Raw genomic sequence first — 15,385 nt, 5'->3', positions numbered from 1 at the left:
TATGAGGATTGCCAGATGGCGGAGAGTTAACCGAAATAATCCGGGCCGTTTTTTTTCTTGCTGCCGGATTTTTTTGAAGGTTTGCGAATATCAACCACCAGGTTGTAGGTGTAGCTGAACCCGGCAGGCGTCAGGGAATACACCAGCGATTCCACCACCCAGGCACGATCTTCCCGCTCGCCAAAACCGGACGTGGATACGCCGGATTCTGCAGTGAGGGGAACGTGTTTCGGGCGACAGGGGCCTGTCACCGTCATTTTTTGTTCGTTACGCCGGGCCTGCGTTTTCTTCGCTTTGGCCTGCTGGTCAGCAGTGGCCTTCACGGGCTGCGTGTACGGATTTGCCAGGGAGGGACCATCATGATCAACCGTGGTGGTTTTTGTCCTGCCGTCAACTTCATCGTAATACCGCACGCCGATTTTCCCTGATGGCTTTCCGTTGCTGCCGGTGGCCTTTCCTGTGGAACTCCCCCGCTCGCCTTCGCTGTATGACCAGCTGGAGACCTCTTCGGGAGTGATAACCAGTGCGCCTGTCTGCCCGCCGGAGGCACTGGCCGTGGCCCCCTGGCGCAAAAAGAGCCAGTAGCCGCCCGATGGTTTGCTGACAGCGTTCCACGTTCGGGCAAGACGGGTCAGCAGATTCGCGTCGGATTCTGCCACCTGGTCCACGTGATCAATATGGATATTGGCGAGCTCAGCGGCCACCTTTGGGATCAGCCCGTTCTCTTTCGCCACGGTTTTAACCAAATCCGCCAGTCGCAGGTTATCCCAGCTGCGCGTTTTCTGGCTGATCACGTCTCCTGGCTGTTTCTGGGCGTTCATGGGCGCGGCGGTGGCATAAATCTCGATACGACGCGGCGGACCGCTGCTGCCCACGCCGGCCACCACGAACCAGCCTTTGTCCACCAGCTGGTCGTTAAAGCCCAGCGCCACGCGAAGCCGCGCGCCTTTTGTCGGCAAAGGGAGGGTTTCTGATAAAAGTGTGATTTTCAGTTCATCCGCTTTTGCCGTGGCGCCGCCGTAATCGGTCAGCGTCAGCTCTGCCAGGCTTTGCTGCAGCGCGCGGGTGATATCCTTCCCCTCCGCGCTGACGCTGAAAGCGGGAGCATATTCCGGTTTAACAGTCTGTTCAGTCATTTTAATCCCACAGGCTGAAGGCCGATTCCTGGACTGGCGGAGCCAGATCCGGCAGGGTGATAAGCAGGCCTGACGGATAAACCGCACCGACATCGGCCAGACCAGGATTCGCTTCCAGTACCTGCGTCACAATATAAGACAGGTTTTCCGTGCCGTAATGCGCCGCACAGACAGCATCCAGCACGTCACCGTCACGGGTTTGATATGTCGTCTGCATAATGTTTCAGCGTCATCGTCCAGTTTTTGTTTCGGTGTCCACCGCCAGGCAGAAAACGACTGGTCGTGTCGGAGAAGTCGATCACCACCCACCAGCCCAGCACATCCCCTTCACCGCTGACCAGCTGCTGTGGCCTGGTCTGGTCGGCGAGATCGTAGAGATCGTTAACCGCATCCACCCCCTTACGGAAAAAGGCATGAGATTCGCCCTCGAGCCGGACGGTTCGTCCGGACTTGCCGGTGTACTGCAGCAGGTCCTGTTTGCCGATGCGCTCCTGCTCGCTCCATCGCCAGCTGGCCTCCCGGGTCAGCTGGTTATACGCCGTGGTGTCGATGGAAAATGCAAATTCGCCCAGCATCATCATCACACGGGCAGCCTGGGCTCCCCGCGCTGCGCTGGCTCCTGCCTGCCCGTAATCTTCAAAGACCGGAATAATTTCACTCACCAGATTTGCCCTCCGTCCAGCATGCTGCTGTCACCTTTGAATATGGGGTTAGTTTTCGTCACCCCGACAACTTCATCACCGATCGCCCGTTCGTCCTGCCCGGGTGCGCCGTGGATTTCATAGTGAAACTCAAATCGTCGGTTGTCGGTGAGCTGTCGCGCCGGAGGTGCTTTGTCCGCCAGTTCCAGCTCCTGCAGTAACGCCCCCCAGTCACTTTTCTCCTCTTTGCCAGAGTCTCCGGGATCCGGTGCGGGAGGCAGCCGTAACGCTGTCGCTGGCGAATTATCGACATTCACGATTGGGTTAACGGTAAAAGACTCGTCTGATAATCCTGGTGATTTCTCCGCTGAGGACCAGTTGAGGCTTTTATCAAAAGCAGGTAAGGAAGGAAGTCCGTAATTATTCCAGGCTCCGGCAGATTTGTCGGATGTTTCACGCCCGGGCTGCGCGGGTATCGCCTTGTTCTGGTTGAGTGCTGAATCCCAGGAGAACGGTGCGGTGCTGCTTTCCGGCGTCACATACTTATCGAGTGTATTGTTGAATGTGTCCTCGTCGTCGCGGAAAAATCCACGGGTGTCCCGGTACGATTTTTTCACGTCATCAGGCAGGTCCGGCTTTTCCTTCAGTTGCTGCTCAAACCATTCGCCCTGCCCGTTGCGTTGCGCCGTCATGCGGGCGATATCGACCGAACCCGTCATTGCCAGCGATTTAAGGACATCGCGCTGATCGCTTCGCTCATCCGGCAGCAGCCAGGACAGTTTTTTTGCCAGCGCAAAGGCCACTTTCCCGACAAAAACGATCCCCTGTCCGAAGTTCAGCACGCCGGGATAAAGGTCATTACGCAGGAAGTTGACAATCCGCTTTATTCCGCCACCCTTAAACCACTCCGCCAGATCGTCCGTCAGGCGGCGAATATCCGGGGCCAGTTCGTTACCCAGCTGACCGGAGATTTCTGCCACAGCGGAGGAAAAGACGGTGCGCAGGTTTGTGACGGCGCGGTTGCCCGCCATTGCCCCTTCAGCCCCCTCTTTCGTGACGAGGTTGTATTTGCGCTGCTCGTCCATCAGATCCCGGTAGCTCTTGCCGGACTGCTTCAGCAGCATCAGCAGTTTGCTGGCCTCACCACCAAACAGCGAATCCAGTGCAAACGAGGCCTTAGACTCATCCTGCAGGCTGAGCGCACGCTCGACGATTTTTTCGAACTGCGCCATATCGCTGAGTCCGGCAAAATCACCTGCTTTAAAGCCCAGCGTTTCAAACGCATCCTGCAGAGAACCCTGCTTGCCGTTCTGCTTGTACTCACCCGACTTATGCAGATACTCCTCAAACAGATCGCCGATGTTCTCCCCGTTCATGTCGTACTGCTTCGCGAGCGTATCCCACGCATCAAACGTCGGGATATCGACACCATAGCTTTTCGCCACGCCAGCCCGCCGGGCTGTTTCTTCGTTGGTGGCCGCAGGAGCAATAAGGGTTCCCAGGGCAGAAGCCACCACGCCCCCGCCGCCAATTGCCAGCCCGGGAGCAACCATTCCGCCCAGTTGTCCGGCCATACCGAGCCCACGGCGAAACAGCCCTTTCCCGGCTCCTTTGAAGGCTGCCAGCCGTTGCGTCTTCTGCATATGCTGGTTCAGCTTCTGCTGCTCGGTCTCCGTTTTGCGGATTTCACGGGAAACGTCACTGTAACGCCTTTTCAGATCGCCAAGGCTTTGCCCGGCCAGTTTTGCGCGCTTAATCTCCGCCGCCAGCTTCGCCTGGTCTTTTGTCAGTTTTTCTGACTGCTTCCCGACGTCCTTCAGGCTCTTTTGCAGACCGTTCGCTGAACGGCTCCAGGAACTGTCGATATTGCCGCCAAAGGTAATGACGGCCTTAAGGTTCTGGCTTAATCCGGCCACGGTTTACCGCCTCCACTTCGTCGGTGAGAAAATCAGAAAATACGCTGAACGGCATATCCAGGTATTCCGTCATGGGAAAATGCAGACGCCGCCCCAGAAAACGCATCGCCCGGATTAACCCTCTTTCGGACGCTCCCCGGGCGGGAGCATAAAAACGTTAAACGCGTCCAGCAACTGGGCATAATCCGCCGCCGTCAGCTGCCAGATATCCTGTTCGCTGAGGTTGCACAGCAGCGCAATCATGCGCGCTTCTTTTTCTTCTTCACTGCCGCGGTCCTTGGAAAAGGCGATGCGGTCACGCACCAGCGGCTCGCGCAGCGTCACCTGCTCGAGCAGGCCGCCGTTCTCATACGAAACAGGGGAATAAAGTTTGATAACGCGGGTTTCACCGGGAAAATTCATAAAAACTCCTTAAAGTAAAACGGCCCGAAGGCCGCTGGTGTATTCTGTGGAATAAATCAGAGACGGACTTTCGCCGCCAGGCCGGACAGGACATCCACACCATTCACCCGGCGCGCGAAGCGCTCGGTATCAATGGCAAAAAGCTCGCGGCCATCTTTGGTCTGGCGGTAATAGCTCACGGCGATCTCCACCGTGATGGCGTTTTCGGACAGACTGTCCTTACCCCGCGCATCCGGCGTAACGGTCTGCACAAAGCCTTCAATCTCCTCGATGGTGCCAAGCGCGGTACCGTTCGCCAGATAGCCCTGATACGCCGTAAAGCGCGGACGGCTGCCGCTGACAAAACCAAAAGCGGTCAGCATGTCCGTATCCACGCCGTAGAATTTCAGTTGGCAGGTCAGCGCCTCCATGCCGTCATCCACGGGGGACGGCGCATCCTGCGCGCCGGTACGCAGGTCAGTTTTGACGATGGACAGTGTCGGCGGCGTGAATTCATGCGCCCCCTGAATACGGATCCCCTGCCGGAAGAAGGTCCAGACGCGTAGTGTGTTTTTTTCGCTCATGCTGCCAGCATCTCCTCAAGCGCATAGTTGTTATTCACCCGGACCCGCAGGCTGATAAGCTCAGTCGGCGATTTCGGACCAAAGTCATAGTTGATGTACAGCACGCCCGCCGCCATGCTCTCAGCGGTGTTAAGCTCTTCATCCAGCCAGGCGCGACCGCCGAAAATGGCACCGAGTCCGACCAACTGGCGCATCCAGGCGTTAATCGTGCCGATAATGTCGTCGGCGTTCTCCCGGTCCAGGGGACGGTCAACGTATTCCAGCATCGTTTCCTGAATACTGTCCTCGATGACGTCAGCGGTACGGCGAACCGATTCGAAACGCCACTGCGGATCGGTCCCGCACAGGCGGTTCCCCCAGTGTTTAAAACCTGCCCGGCGGATGATGGTGGAGACGTTCTGCATGTTAAGCAGGTTCGCATCGCAGTTTTCATCGCCCAGAATAAATTCGTCGATCTGCTCCACACCGAGGATGTTGTTGATGTCCTGGTTGGATTTGCTCCACCACCACCCCTTTTCAAAATCGATGCGGGCGCGCAGCCCCGCCGCAAAGGCAGAATACGGTCGCCAGACCAGCTGGCCGTCGGCGTTGCTGACCTGCACGCGCGGGCGCAGCAGCTCGGTACGCATGCCGTAGGACTGGCGGCGCTGGACCACCTCCTGCAGCGTGGCTTTGGACGCACAGTCAACATACGCCACCGCCCGCAGTTTGCCGGCCATGGTTTCCAGCGCCTTGCCGACGGCATCATCCTCACTGAATCCGGGCGCAATCAGGATGCGGGGCTGATACGTCGTCACGGTTTTCGCTGACGACAGCGCGCGGATCCCGGCCAGCAATGCAGCGCGCGTTTCAGATTCATCACCCTCCTCCGCCTTATTGTTTCCTGCCGCAACACGTACCACGACTGTCAGGGCATTGCGCTGGTCATTAATTTCTGTCAGCGCCTGCTTAAGCGTGCCGGTTTCCCCGAGGCGCGAGAGCATCGTGGTGCCAACAATCGCCACAGGAGTATTCAGCGGGAACGGTTCATCCTCACCGCCAGCAAGCTGAAGCGTAAATGGCGTAACCATGCCGCTTCCCGTTCCGTTGATAACCACTTTCACTGCCGTAACGGATTCCATTGCGTTTTTTACAGCGGCGGAATTTGCAGTAAGTTTCCCTGTTGCATCACATCCCAGCGTTATGTTCAGCGTGGTACCGTCCATTTCAGCGGTGGTCGGTACATCCTCTGGATCGTCTTTATCCGGCACACCTGCTACTGCATTCACAACAATCTGATTACCTGCGCGTCCCGATGCCGCTGCCGTGAAAATCATCTCATTGAAAAGCAACGGCGTACCCGCCGTTCCCGAAGCCGCGACGCCTGCTGATGCATCAGGCGCAGTACCCACCAGACCGATAATTGCCGTCTGGATCGTCGTAACCGCGACCGTACCGGATGTCAGTTCAATCGTTTCCACACCATGTAAATTCGCCATTTATTTTCTCCAGGCATAAAAAAACCTGCTCAAGCAGGTCACATTTTCTGATTAGGTTTTCCGGTCATGCCGCCACTGTCTCCACGGTGATCGTGATCATTGAACGTTTTACGGATCCCGCTCATTTTCCCGGTACCGTCCGAAATCTCCTGCGTAGCACCGATATTTCCGGCCACGTTCGTGTCGGCGTTTATCTGCGTTTTCCCCTGCACGGTCAGGGTATCGGTGATTTCCACCGGACCGTCCAGCGTGCCTTTCCCGATGATTTTGTAGGTCCCGCCCTCCGCCAGGGTGATGGTCAGGGCATGCGCGGCACGGTCATACCGGATCTCGGTACCGTCACCGTAGCGGGTGATATGTTCGCTGTCGCTGCCCTCCGGTACCGGCAGACCGCCGGTATTCCAGCCGGGAAACACCCGGCCATTATTCAGCTCGCCCGCCTCCGACAGCACCGTAACCGCATCTCCGACCGCATACGGATTGGAGTCAGCCCGGTTTGCCCCGGAAAAGCCCTGGCAGAGCGGCAGCCAGGTAGTGGTGATGTCGCCCAAATCCACCCGGCACTTCGGTATACCGTCATGCTTAACGGAATGAATAACCCCGCGCCGCACGATATTCGCAAGACGGCGCTGTAGATCGCCCTCGATATCACTCATCGGGTTTTGCCTCGTAAATCAACTGGTAATCGTCCACATGCGCGCGCCCGATATCCGGGGCCTTGCCCAGCCAGGCCGCTTTCAGAGGAGCATTCAGCTGTGCAAACGGATCGGCACCAAAGGCGGCTGACTGTGTGAAGGAAATTCGCCAGACCAGATAATCATCCATGCGCGGATCAAACTCATCGCGTGACGCATCGATAAAGACGGCTGGATCCAGATGCGTCAGGCCGAACTGCTGGCCGTCAATCCACTGCGTGATATCGGCGGCGGCCGTGCGCAGGAAAATTTCGGGGCGGCTGACGCCAGCCCCTGCCGCATCCACAACCACGAACAAGTCGCAGGCGAGATTCACGTTAAGCTGCCCCTCGTTGCCCCCGTTCTGCTCCCAGCTGTTAATGGAGAAATACACCGCCGGGGTGGTCAACCCGGTAAAGCGTGGCACGTTTTTTTCCGGGTAGGCATCTGCATCACGCACCCACGCAATTTTTTTCAGCGCGCCGGTGACAGCATCGTGATACTGCCCCAGCAGTAATGGCTCGGCCATGATCAACCTCAGACAGAAATACGGGCTTTCACACGCCCGCGCAGATCGGTTTCAAAGTGATGCATGAAAATATCCATCGCCTCCGCAAAGGCGTTATCTTCGATGTAGTTCAGCATCGGCTCATAAATATCCACTTCCGCCTCGCGGGTGCGGCGTGTGTCAGGATCGCGAATAACCACCGTTCGCCTGTTCTCACGACGGGAGCGTGCCACTTCCCCGTTTTCAAATGTGCGCGGGGTAAGCATGCTGCCCTTTGGCGTAAACCCGGCATTGTCCGCCTGGCGTCGCGCCTTGATAAACCGTCCGGTGGATTTATCCCGCCGGGTATGGTGAGGCTTGATCCGCCCGTTAATCCGCCCTTTCAGATCTTTGACCTTGATAGCATTCAGGCCAAACCAGAGACGAAAGTTATCCAGTTTTGACTGAGAGGCGCGATCAAGACGAAAGGAAAGCAGGCGTCGGCGCACAAGGTCCAGGCTGCGGGGGGCCAGTCCGTCCTTCAGGTCTGCCATCGCTTTTTTACGCAGGGTTGCGGCTGTACGTTTCAGGGCGCGGGAATACGCCGCCCGAAACTGTTTATGGGTGGCACCGATGTGCTCAGCTATCCGCCAGATGGCATCAACATCGATATCGACGGGCAAATCCCGCCGCAGTCTGGACTCACGCGCCATATCAGCTCCACTTATTGATGTCCGGCTGCACCTTACCCGGTGCGCCATACGCCAGCGTGACGCGGGTGCGGCCTTCTTCATCAGCCCCGACGTGCGTCACACGATAAGCCGTGCCGTTGATTTCCACGCCGTGGTGCTTCTCAAGCCCCGCAATATCGGCGGTCATCGCGCTGAATGCCGGAGCCCGGTCCTGAATTTGCCCCCCGCCGGGCACGTCAACCGGGGCATCGGGCGTCTCGAAAATCACGGTAACAGGTCGCACCTCAGCGTCGATGGTCAGAACGGCGGGCACCGCTTCGGCAAATGCCCGGGAGATCCGGGTATCTGCTTTTAACAGGCGTTGGCGAAAGCGGTTCATCAGAACCCCAGACGCACGCGGGTTTCAGTTTCGCCCGGATTGTTTGTGATCCACGCCGTGCCCGCCACCACCAGTGCGTCGTCGGCAGGCTTCACCGCCGTCAGCAGCCCGGCATCGTTCAGGTACAGTTTTGTACCTCGCTGCCAGGTTTCGTCCGGTACCTTGGGCAGGACAAAGACCCCCGTGGTATGGAGCACGCCCTCCCCGCCATCCGGGATATCCCCGTGTGCCACCCCCATAAACTGCCCGACTGCAACCGGTTCACCGGACTTAACGTCCTTACCCGTGCTGTTGCTCCAGTCCATCGTGGTGCCGTCCTGATAATAATTTGTCGCCATTGTTATTCTCCGCAAAGCTACGGGGCGACACGCGCCGCCCCCGGATATAAAAAAACCGTCAGATGACGGTCGTTATTTTTTGGTCACTTTCACCATGCCACGGTGGTCAAGCGCGGCCACCCCGGCATCGATGCGCACCTTGAAGGCGGCACCGTCAACGGTGAAGCCCTGCTGCTGCTCCAGATACGGGGTGTCGATGCCGTCGAGATAGGCCACCTCAATGGTGTCGCGCCCCTTCGCCGCTGCCAGGTAGTAATCCGTCTGGCTGCTGTCATCCAGTCGCGCCTCAGAAAGTACCGTGGCGAAATTCCGGATCGGGTTATCAATACCACTATTGACGTCAGCACCCGGCACGCTGGCCGATTTGATCAACTGGTTCGCACGTGACTCAATCGCCACTGGTGTCAGCACAAACTCAGGACGGATATTCAGGTGTCGCTCTCCGGACTTCTGTAACTTCATGGCCTTACGGGCAGTGTCCAGACCATCAATGCTCAGATCGGCGGCAACAAGGTTTCCGTGATCGGCGTGGAACAGCGGCTTGCCGTCCGACATTTTCGGGTTGCTGGTCAGCACTGCCCACACAAGGTCGCCGATGGTGGCACGCGCCGCGCCGCCCATCGCCATCGGGATACGCGTCAGCATATCCATGTCATCGTTGATGATGGTCTGACGGTCAAGGCTGAACAGTTCGCCGTAGGTCGCCAGGGCAATCGGTTCGCCGCGATCTTTCAGGGTGACATATTTATATTCCGCCCCGGCACGCACCTTACGCAGGGTCGGGAAGGCTTCCAGGCCGACGCGGTGCGCGGTTTTGAAATCGGTCAGCGTGCCCTTGCGGGTCCACTGGTCAAAGGTTTCGCTGGCCTCATCCCAGCCCATCAGCGCGGCTTTATGCGCCACATCCATCAGGATATTGCCGAAATCGCTGCTGCTGTGGGTGAACGCCAGGCCGACCATCGCCAGCGGTGCTGAGTGACCGGAAATACCGATACCGCGATCCACCAGGGAAGCGCGCGCCAGCTCACGCAGGGTGTAACCGTTGTAGGCGTTATCCTTCTCGGCCTGCGCATACCCTGCCCGGGTCATGATAGCCGCGCGGATGGAGTCACCCACCAGATTACCGTTGCCGGCATAAAGGTGAATGGCCCCCGGACCAGCGCTCGGGGTGGTACCCGCTGCCAGCGCCTGCAGCAGTTTGTCGCGGGCCTTTTCGGCGTTGCATGAGAAATCGGCCAGGCATTCCGCCTTCAGCGTCGCGAAGGCTGGAAAAGCCTCAAACACGGCTGAGACGGAATTCACGCGCTCCGCGTTCGCCGTCTGCATCTGCTGCTGCAACTGCTGGGCCAGCGCGGTGATATCGATGTTTGCCATCTGCGGCGCGGGCTGTTGTGGCGCTGGCGGGTTCAGGTTTGCCTGTACCGGCGTGGGCTGTTGTACGGGGGCAGGCTGCTGTGGCTGATTCACCGGAGTTTCGGCACGCGGCGCAAAAAGGGATTTAATCTGTTCTGGCATGTTCTGGTAATCCTTCAGTTTATTTTCATTCACACAGGCCGCGGCCTGCAGTTCAGGTTCAAGCGTGTCGGCGAAACCTTTTTCCACCGCTTCGGCACCGTTAAGCCAGGTCTCCGCTTTCAGCATCGCCTCCAACTCCTCCTGCCCCAGTCCGGTTTTGTTCATGTAGGCGCTGAGCATCAGGGCTTCATTCCGGTCAAGCCAGGCGGCATAGTCGCGCATGTCGTCAGAGTCACCGGCAATGCCGCCCCACGGTTTGTGGACCATAATCCAGGCGTTCTCCGGCATGTGCACCGTGGCGCCGGGCAGGCAGACAATCATCGAGGCCATGCTGGCCGCCACGCCGTCTACCCAGATATCCACCTTCGCTTTCAGCCGCGACAGGGTGTTGTAGATGGCAAAACCCTGCATGACATCGCCGCCCGGGCTGTGGATATGCAAATCCACCGCGCTGGCCTCAAATACCCCCGCCTCCTTACAGTCAGAGACGAACTGCTGGGCGGTGATGCCCCAGCCGCCGATCACGTCATAAAGGAAGATTTCGACGCGACCTGCGGCCAGCGCGCGGATTTCATACCAGCACTGGCCGTTTGCCGCATCGACACCCGCCAGACTGGCGCGGGGGTTAATCATCATCGTCCGGCTCACGCCGGTTATCGTCTGGTTTTGCCGTTGCATCTGGCATCGCTCCTTTGTCATTGGCGGCGTCGGAATCAAACACCAGCCCGTGTTTACGGTTAAATTCAGTTTCACGCAGTCGCTGGCGCTTAACCTCCTGAGGATTTTTCCCCCTGGCCCGCGCCCATTCCGCTTCAGTACCCGCGCCGCCACGCACAATGGCTTTCCACGCGCTGGCCTCTTTACCCGGATCAATCCACGGCATCACAGGCCCGAGATAAAGCGCGTTATAGAGGGAATTCGGATCCACATCCGGCGGGACTTCAACGCCGCTCAGCAGTGCCATCGCCACCCAGGCGCGGTATACAGGACGGCTGTGCTGGCCGACAAACCACTGCTGCAGAACGTTGTAACCTTCGAAGCTTTCCACCAGCTCCTGGCGCTGGGAGCTGTAGGTGCCGTTATAGTCCCGGGCAATACTGGAATAGCTGCCGCGCGTACCGGCGGCCACGGCCCGCATCTGCCCGTTCCGGAATTCATAGAGGTGTACATTCGGACGGTTTGACTCCACCATGCCCAGGTCCTCGCCGGGCCTGAGTTCGTCATAAATCATCCCCGGCGCAATATCGTAGTGACGCTGGCCGCCGGGCGTTGAAAACTCACCGTCATCGCCAAGAGACTGCGCATCGCCACGCTTGATATAGAACCCCAGCGCGGCGGCAATACGGGCGGCCACGCGCTCGCTCTCTTCGTAATCCTTGATATCAGACAGCCGTGTAATTACACCGTGGATCAAGCTGATACCGCGCAGCTGGTGCAGGCGCTTGCGTTGCGCCAGGTGAAGCATGTTGTCGGCAGAGACCGTTTTGAGTTCGGCGCTGAACCTCGTCATGTTCGCCGGGTGGTATTTGTAAACCCGGTACCCGACAGGACGGCCCCACTCGTTAACGATGATGCCCTGGCGCACCTGCTGGCCGGCGGTGCTGTTGAGGTTGAACGGCACAAAATCCGCCTCGAGCATTTCCAGCGAGAATGGCACAGAAGTGGCGTGCTGCAGGCCCGGCACATTCCCCCTGACCAACTGCGTGAACACTTCCCCGTCACGCAGCGCAGAACGCAACAGCAGACGTTCAGCCTCCGGGCGGGTAAACATGCCGGTCACTTCCGGACGCACGGACCATTCAGCCCAGAGAGCCGAAAGCTGCCCGGCAAAATCGGAATGGAGATTGCCCTCCAGATCGAGAGGCTGGGGTTCAACATGGATGCCGTGAGCCCCAATCACCCTGTCTTCCATTTTGTCGAACAGGCCGATCACCAGGTCATGGTTTTCATCCAGCCAGCGGGCCTGTTCCCGCAGGGACTGGCCTGCGGCAAATACCGATGTGTCCGCTGACTGGCTCTGTTTTTTCGCCTTGTGCAGCCGTGAGGGGTTTGCCGCTTCATAAGCATTGAGCCTGAGACGGTCCCGCGCGCGTGCCGCTGCCCACCCGGGAGAAATAGCTCCCAGTGTTCTTTCAAGAATGCCCATAGAATGCCTTACAGAAAGTTAGCGAGTTTGTACGATCCGCCGCGGCTGTTAACCGTCCGCCAGCGCCGCTCCCAGTATTCAAGCTCGTCGCGCAGCGCTTTCGGATCGTGGTTGGTAATGGCGCGACCGTTTACGCCGGTAAAGGAGATACTCTTGCCGTCCAGCGAATCCTGGTAGGCCTGGCGCACCATCAGCAGCGTTTTCCAGATGTCGTCTTTCGTCACAGCAACCAGCCTCCCCTACCGGAAGACCCGAGCCAGTTGCCGGAGAGTGCTGTGTCCTTTTCAGGTTCCGCCTGGACAGGCGACTGAACAGGTTTTGATTTTTTCACGGATATCTCCCGGGGGCGTTCCCCTTCAAAAATATTTGGATTGTGATCCTGCGGCTCCGCCCATGCTGGGGGGGTTTCCCAGTCTCGAATTTTTTCGTAGCCGCGCAGGACCGCCACGGCATGGGCATAGCAGAACAGGTCAAAGGCTTCGTTGGCACCCTTGCCGGGCTTGCGCCATTTTCCGTCCACACCACGCTCTTCGTAGGTGAGTTCTTCGTAAAACCACTCCCCCAGCCAGTCGGGAAAATGGATATAGCCCGCGCCGGGTGTCTCGCGGTCCAGATTGTTGCTGAGCTGATCCTTGAGCAGGTCGGTCTGCAGCAGGTACACCGGCACCTCGCCGCGCGCGTCGGCGCGACGGTCGCTGCGTTCGGTATTATTCGGGTGGGTTTTGGTGATGACTTTCTGGCGTTTTGTACTGTCTCCCTTGACCAGGTAAACACGTTTACCCAGGCCATTACGGCGGCACTGGTGCCAGAATTTATAGGCGTTGTCGGTCACGCCCTCTTCACCGCCGCTGTCGACGGCCATCGCCAGTACCGGCATACAGCGCGTCGGATCAGCCTGCAGCGCATAGGTCTTCTCCAGCACATCGGAGACGAGCAACTGCCAGTCCTCCGGATACGCGCCGGGGTGAACAGGCTCCGCCTCGCCATGCTCATTGCAGCGCAGGGACTGGCGGATGTTGTAGCGGTCCACCAGCCAGCGCTCGCCGTTTTCGCCATAGCCAATAATCTGCACGACGAAACGGCGCTTTTTGCCGCCCTGGACGTCCACGGCCGCCAGCAGAAAACGCACTTTTGGCGGGACCAGGCGTTTGCCGTAATCCTCCGCTCGCAACATTAACGCATCGGCGCGTCGCTGTTCGCTGGCCGAGCGCGGCAGGTACGGCAGCCCCCAGTCGGTGTTAATTACCGCCTTCAGGGTTTCTTCGCTGCCTGTCGCCTCGTATTCCTGCTCAGCTGTCAGCAACTTATACACCAGCTGCGCCCAGGTCTGGTATGCGGCTGCGGGTCCTTCCATCCAGAACGATGCTATGCGCGAACGGCGAGGTTCGCCGGAAATATTGCCGTCACGGTCAATGCTCTGACCTTCACGCAACCAGACTCCCACCCCGTTCAACTCGCGCTTTTTGTCTGCCGTGATAATGCCGTTGCAATGCGGGCAAAGCAGATGGGCCGACTCGCTGGCTTTCACCGGATCAGGCTCATCGCGGTAGCCGGTCATCGCCTCCATTGCTGGCTGAAAATATTCACCACAGTGCGGGCACGGCCAGTACCACCGACGGCGATCGCCCCGGTTGTACAGGGAAAGAATACCAGTGGTCGGTGGTGCCTCATGTAGCGTCTTACGTCGCCACTTACTGTCGCGTATGTCACGGCCCGGCGAGCTCTCCACCAGCGTCATCCCGGCAGACATAAAGGTAGTTGTACGCTTCGAAGCCAGTGAGAAGCCATCACCTTCTCCGTCAATATCCTCAGGGAAGCGGTCATAATCTGTCAGCGCTACACACTTAAAATCTGACGATGACATGACGTTAATGGACGGCCAGCCAATTTTCAGGAAGCTACCGGAAAGGAAATATTTATCATGAACGTTGTTGTCATTACGCCGGGGGCTGAGGTTTTTTCTGACCTCCGGACTGCAGCGAAATGTTCGGGCAAGACGCTTTTTTGAGTGCTCCTGCGCCTTATCCTGCGTCATTTGCACCAGCAGCATATCCGACGGATCGCAGACAATGTTGTAAACCACCCATCCGTCAATCAGACCATTTGTCTTACCCGTTCGGGCAGGTCCGACGAATATCACGGCATCGTATTCACGGGATGCCAGGCAGTCCATTGGCTCCAGAACATAAGGCGCCACCATCGGGTCCCAGGGAACGGAATTACCTCCGGAGGTGGGGACACGCATATATTTTGCTACCGCCACTGATACAGGCATTCTGCGTGGCGCTTTAATCAGGTGTCCGGTGTCACGTTTCAATGTGAGGGCGGTCGCCAGTGCCGACATTATTCCTCCTCCGGGATGTCCTCCTCTACTTTTTCTTCGTCACTCATGACCCGCCGGGCAATTTCATCGCGGAGATCGTCAATAATCGACTGGACGCGGGAAACCGCTGCAGGATTAAGCGCACAATCGCGTTCAAGAATATCCGGCAACGTCTCAAGTACCTGAATCATGGCCTTCGCCATTTCAGCAAACTCACGAGCAACATCTGAAGCAGGAATAAGCTCTCCAACTTCCTGTTCAAACTTCAGCCTTTCTCTCTCTGACTGATACCAGGCTTTACGGTCCTGAGGTTCCATTTCCCCTTCAGCAACCGGGGCAGGCATTTTCATCAACTCAGCAAGGACATCCGTCAGGCCATACAGCTTCAGGTTGCTATCGTTGCCACCTGCAGGGCGGACATTTTTCAGCCTGGCTGACACAGTCTGGCGATGCACACCGGACAAGGCCGCCAACTGGCTGACGTTAAGCTGTAGTCGCTTTAATTCATGATCCATGAATAGCTCCAGTGGTGAACAAAAAACAAACAAAATCGACACCGGGAAATTTTTTATTCCGATGTTTCAATGAATTGGAGTGGTGGTGATGACCGATAAAAATGCAAAAATTTGGCTTTTTCCGCGTGTCCTCGCCCCCTCGGTGTTCTGAATCGTCAGGAGTACCTTTTACAAATGATG

The 15,385-nt window shown here is 57.8% G+C and carries 17 protein-coding genes; all 17 read right to left on the bottom strand.

The window, feature by feature from the left end:
• Positions 1-26: 26 nt before the first annotated feature.
• Positions 27-1,136 carry a contractile injection system protein, VgrG/Pvc8 family gene (locus tag ACWKX3_RS11815; RefSeq protein ID WP_454541843.1) on the bottom strand — a complete coding sequence of 370 codons (1,110 nt, stop codon included), beginning with the start codon at positions 1,134-1,136 and terminating at the stop codon, positions 27-29.
• Position 1,137: 1 nt separating this feature from the next.
• Positions 1,138-1,353, bottom strand: a complete 216-nt coding sequence (locus ACWKX3_RS11810; RefSeq protein WP_454541842.1) for a tail protein X — start codon at positions 1,351-1,353, stop codon at positions 1,138-1,140.
• A complete protein-coding gene (locus ACWKX3_RS11805) occupies positions 1,328-1,789 on the bottom strand; it encodes a phage tail protein (RefSeq protein WP_454541867.1) in 462 nt (153 codons plus the stop codon). Before ACWKX3_RS11805 ends, ACWKX3_RS11810 begins: the two co-directional genes overlap by 26 nt.
• A 5-nt stretch (positions 1,790-1,794) precedes the next feature.
• A complete protein-coding gene (locus ACWKX3_RS11800; protein WP_454541841.1) occupies positions 1,795-3,693 on the bottom strand; it encodes a hypothetical protein in 1,899 nt (632 codons plus the stop codon).
• A 114-nt stretch (positions 3,694-3,807) separates the two neighbouring features.
• Positions 3,808-4,095: a phage tail assembly protein gene (locus ACWKX3_RS11795; RefSeq protein ID WP_222892181.1), complete on the bottom strand. Its 288-nt coding sequence runs from the start codon at positions 4,093-4,095 to the stop codon at positions 3,808-3,810.
• 56 nt (positions 4,096-4,151) lie between these two features.
• Complete coding sequence (locus ACWKX3_RS11790) at positions 4,152-4,658, bottom strand: phage major tail tube protein (RefSeq protein ID WP_088209410.1); 507 nt, start codon at positions 4,656-4,658, stop codon at positions 4,152-4,154.
• A complete protein-coding gene (locus ACWKX3_RS11785; RefSeq protein WP_454541840.1) occupies positions 4,655-6,136 on the bottom strand; it encodes a phage tail sheath family protein in 1,482 nt (493 codons plus the stop codon). The genes ACWKX3_RS11790 and ACWKX3_RS11785 overlap by 4 nt, the downstream gene beginning before the upstream one ends.
• A 38-nt stretch (positions 6,137-6,174) precedes the next feature.
• The gene (locus ACWKX3_RS11780; RefSeq protein ID WP_454541839.1) at positions 6,175-6,792 is read right to left on the bottom strand and encodes a phage baseplate assembly protein V; all 618 of its coding nucleotides are present in this window, start codon (positions 6,790-6,792) and stop codon (positions 6,175-6,177) included.
• Positions 6,785-7,339, bottom strand: a complete 555-nt coding sequence (locus ACWKX3_RS11775) for a hypothetical protein (RefSeq protein WP_454541838.1) — start codon at positions 7,337-7,339, stop codon at positions 6,785-6,787. Before ACWKX3_RS11775 ends, ACWKX3_RS11780 begins: the two co-directional genes overlap by 8 nt.
• Positions 7,340-7,347: 8 nt before the next feature.
• Positions 7,348-8,010, bottom strand: coding sequence for a hypothetical protein (locus ACWKX3_RS11770; protein WP_454541837.1), 663 nt, complete (start codon positions 8,008-8,010; stop codon positions 7,348-7,350).
• Between the two features lies 1 nt (position 8,011).
• Positions 8,012-8,368, bottom strand: a complete 357-nt coding sequence (locus tag ACWKX3_RS11765; RefSeq protein WP_454541836.1) for a head-tail joining protein — start codon at positions 8,366-8,368, stop codon at positions 8,012-8,014.
• Positions 8,368-8,706, bottom strand: coding sequence for a DUF2190 family protein (locus ACWKX3_RS11760; protein WP_454541835.1), 339 nt, complete (start codon positions 8,704-8,706; stop codon positions 8,368-8,370). Before ACWKX3_RS11760 ends, ACWKX3_RS11765 begins: the two co-directional genes overlap by 1 nt.
• Positions 8,707-8,778: 72 nt before the next feature.
• On the bottom strand, positions 8,779-10,899 hold the full coding sequence (locus ACWKX3_RS11755; RefSeq protein ID WP_454541834.1) for a ClpP-like prohead protease/major capsid protein fusion protein: 2,121 nt from the start codon (positions 10,897-10,899) through the stop codon (positions 8,779-8,781).
• Positions 10,847-12,367 carry a phage portal protein gene (locus ACWKX3_RS11750; protein WP_454541833.1) on the bottom strand — a complete coding sequence of 507 codons (1,521 nt, stop codon included), beginning with the start codon at positions 12,365-12,367 and terminating at the stop codon, positions 10,847-10,849. The genes ACWKX3_RS11755 and ACWKX3_RS11750 overlap by 53 nt, the downstream gene beginning before the upstream one ends.
• Positions 12,368-12,375: 8 nt before the next feature.
• The gene (locus ACWKX3_RS11745) at positions 12,376-12,591 is read right to left on the bottom strand and encodes a hypothetical protein (RefSeq protein ID WP_058610440.1); all 216 of its coding nucleotides are present in this window, start codon (positions 12,589-12,591) and stop codon (positions 12,376-12,378) included.
• On the bottom strand, positions 12,588-14,711 hold the full coding sequence (locus ACWKX3_RS11740; RefSeq protein ID WP_454541832.1) for a phage terminase large subunit family protein: 2,124 nt from the start codon (positions 14,709-14,711) through the stop codon (positions 12,588-12,590). The genes ACWKX3_RS11745 and ACWKX3_RS11740 overlap by 4 nt, the downstream gene beginning before the upstream one ends.
• Positions 14,711-15,205: a DUF1441 family protein gene (locus ACWKX3_RS11735; protein WP_454541831.1), complete on the bottom strand. Its 495-nt coding sequence runs from the start codon at positions 15,203-15,205 to the stop codon at positions 14,711-14,713. Before ACWKX3_RS11735 ends, ACWKX3_RS11740 begins: the two co-directional genes overlap by 1 nt.
• Positions 15,206-15,385 lie beyond the last annotated feature (180 nt).

The sequence above is a fragment of the Enterobacter sp. UPMP2052 genome (assembly GCF_053709675.1).
The sequence above is the reverse complement of the archived record's forward strand: the minus strand, read 5'-3'. Positions and strand labels throughout refer to the sequence as shown.

Excerpts from the sequence above, each read along its gene's own strand:
- ACWKX3_RS11815 (WP_454541843.1), bottom strand. The coding sequence starts at position 1,136 with ATGACTGAACAGACTGTTAAACCGGAATATGCTCCCGCTTTCAGCGTC.
- ACWKX3_RS11810 (WP_454541842.1), bottom strand. The coding sequence starts at position 1,353 with ATGCAGACGACATATCAAACCCGTGACGGTGACGTGCTGGATGCTGTC.
- ACWKX3_RS11795 (WP_222892181.1), bottom strand. The coding sequence starts at position 4,095 with ATGAATTTTCCCGGTGAAACCCGCGTTATCAAACTTTATTCCCCTGTT.
- ACWKX3_RS11790 (WP_088209410.1), bottom strand. The coding sequence starts at position 4,658 with ATGAGCGAAAAAAACACACTACGCGTCTGGACCTTCTTCCGGCAGGGG.
- ACWKX3_RS11785 (WP_454541840.1), bottom strand. The coding sequence starts at position 6,136 with ATGGCGAATTTACATGGTGTGGAAACGATTGAACTGACATCCGGTACG.
- ACWKX3_RS11780 (WP_454541839.1), bottom strand. The coding sequence starts at position 6,792 with ATGAGTGATATCGAGGGCGATCTACAGCGCCGTCTTGCGAATATCGTG.
- ACWKX3_RS11775 (WP_454541838.1), bottom strand. The coding sequence starts at position 7,339 with ATGGCCGAGCCATTACTGCTGGGGCAGTATCACGATGCTGTCACCGGC.
- ACWKX3_RS11770 (WP_454541837.1), bottom strand. The coding sequence starts at position 8,010 with ATGGCGCGTGAGTCCAGACTGCGGCGGGATTTGCCCGTCGATATCGAT.
- ACWKX3_RS11765 (WP_454541836.1), bottom strand. The coding sequence starts at position 8,368 with ATGAACCGCTTTCGCCAACGCCTGTTAAAAGCAGATACCCGGATCTCC.
- ACWKX3_RS11760 (WP_454541835.1), bottom strand. The coding sequence starts at position 8,706 with ATGGCGACAAATTATTATCAGGACGGCACCACGATGGACTGGAGCAAC.
- ACWKX3_RS11755 (WP_454541834.1), bottom strand. The coding sequence starts at position 10,899 with ATGCAACGGCAAAACCAGACGATAACCGGCGTGAGCCGGACGATGATG.
- ACWKX3_RS11750 (WP_454541833.1), bottom strand. The coding sequence starts at position 12,367 with ATGGGCATTCTTGAAAGAACACTGGGAGCTATTTCTCCCGGGTGGGCA.
- ACWKX3_RS11740 (WP_454541832.1), bottom strand. The coding sequence starts at position 14,711 with ATGTCGGCACTGGCGACCGCCCTCACATTGAAACGTGACACCGGACAC.
- ACWKX3_RS11735 (WP_454541831.1), bottom strand. The coding sequence starts at position 15,205 with ATGGATCATGAATTAAAGCGACTACAGCTTAACGTCAGCCAGTTGGCG.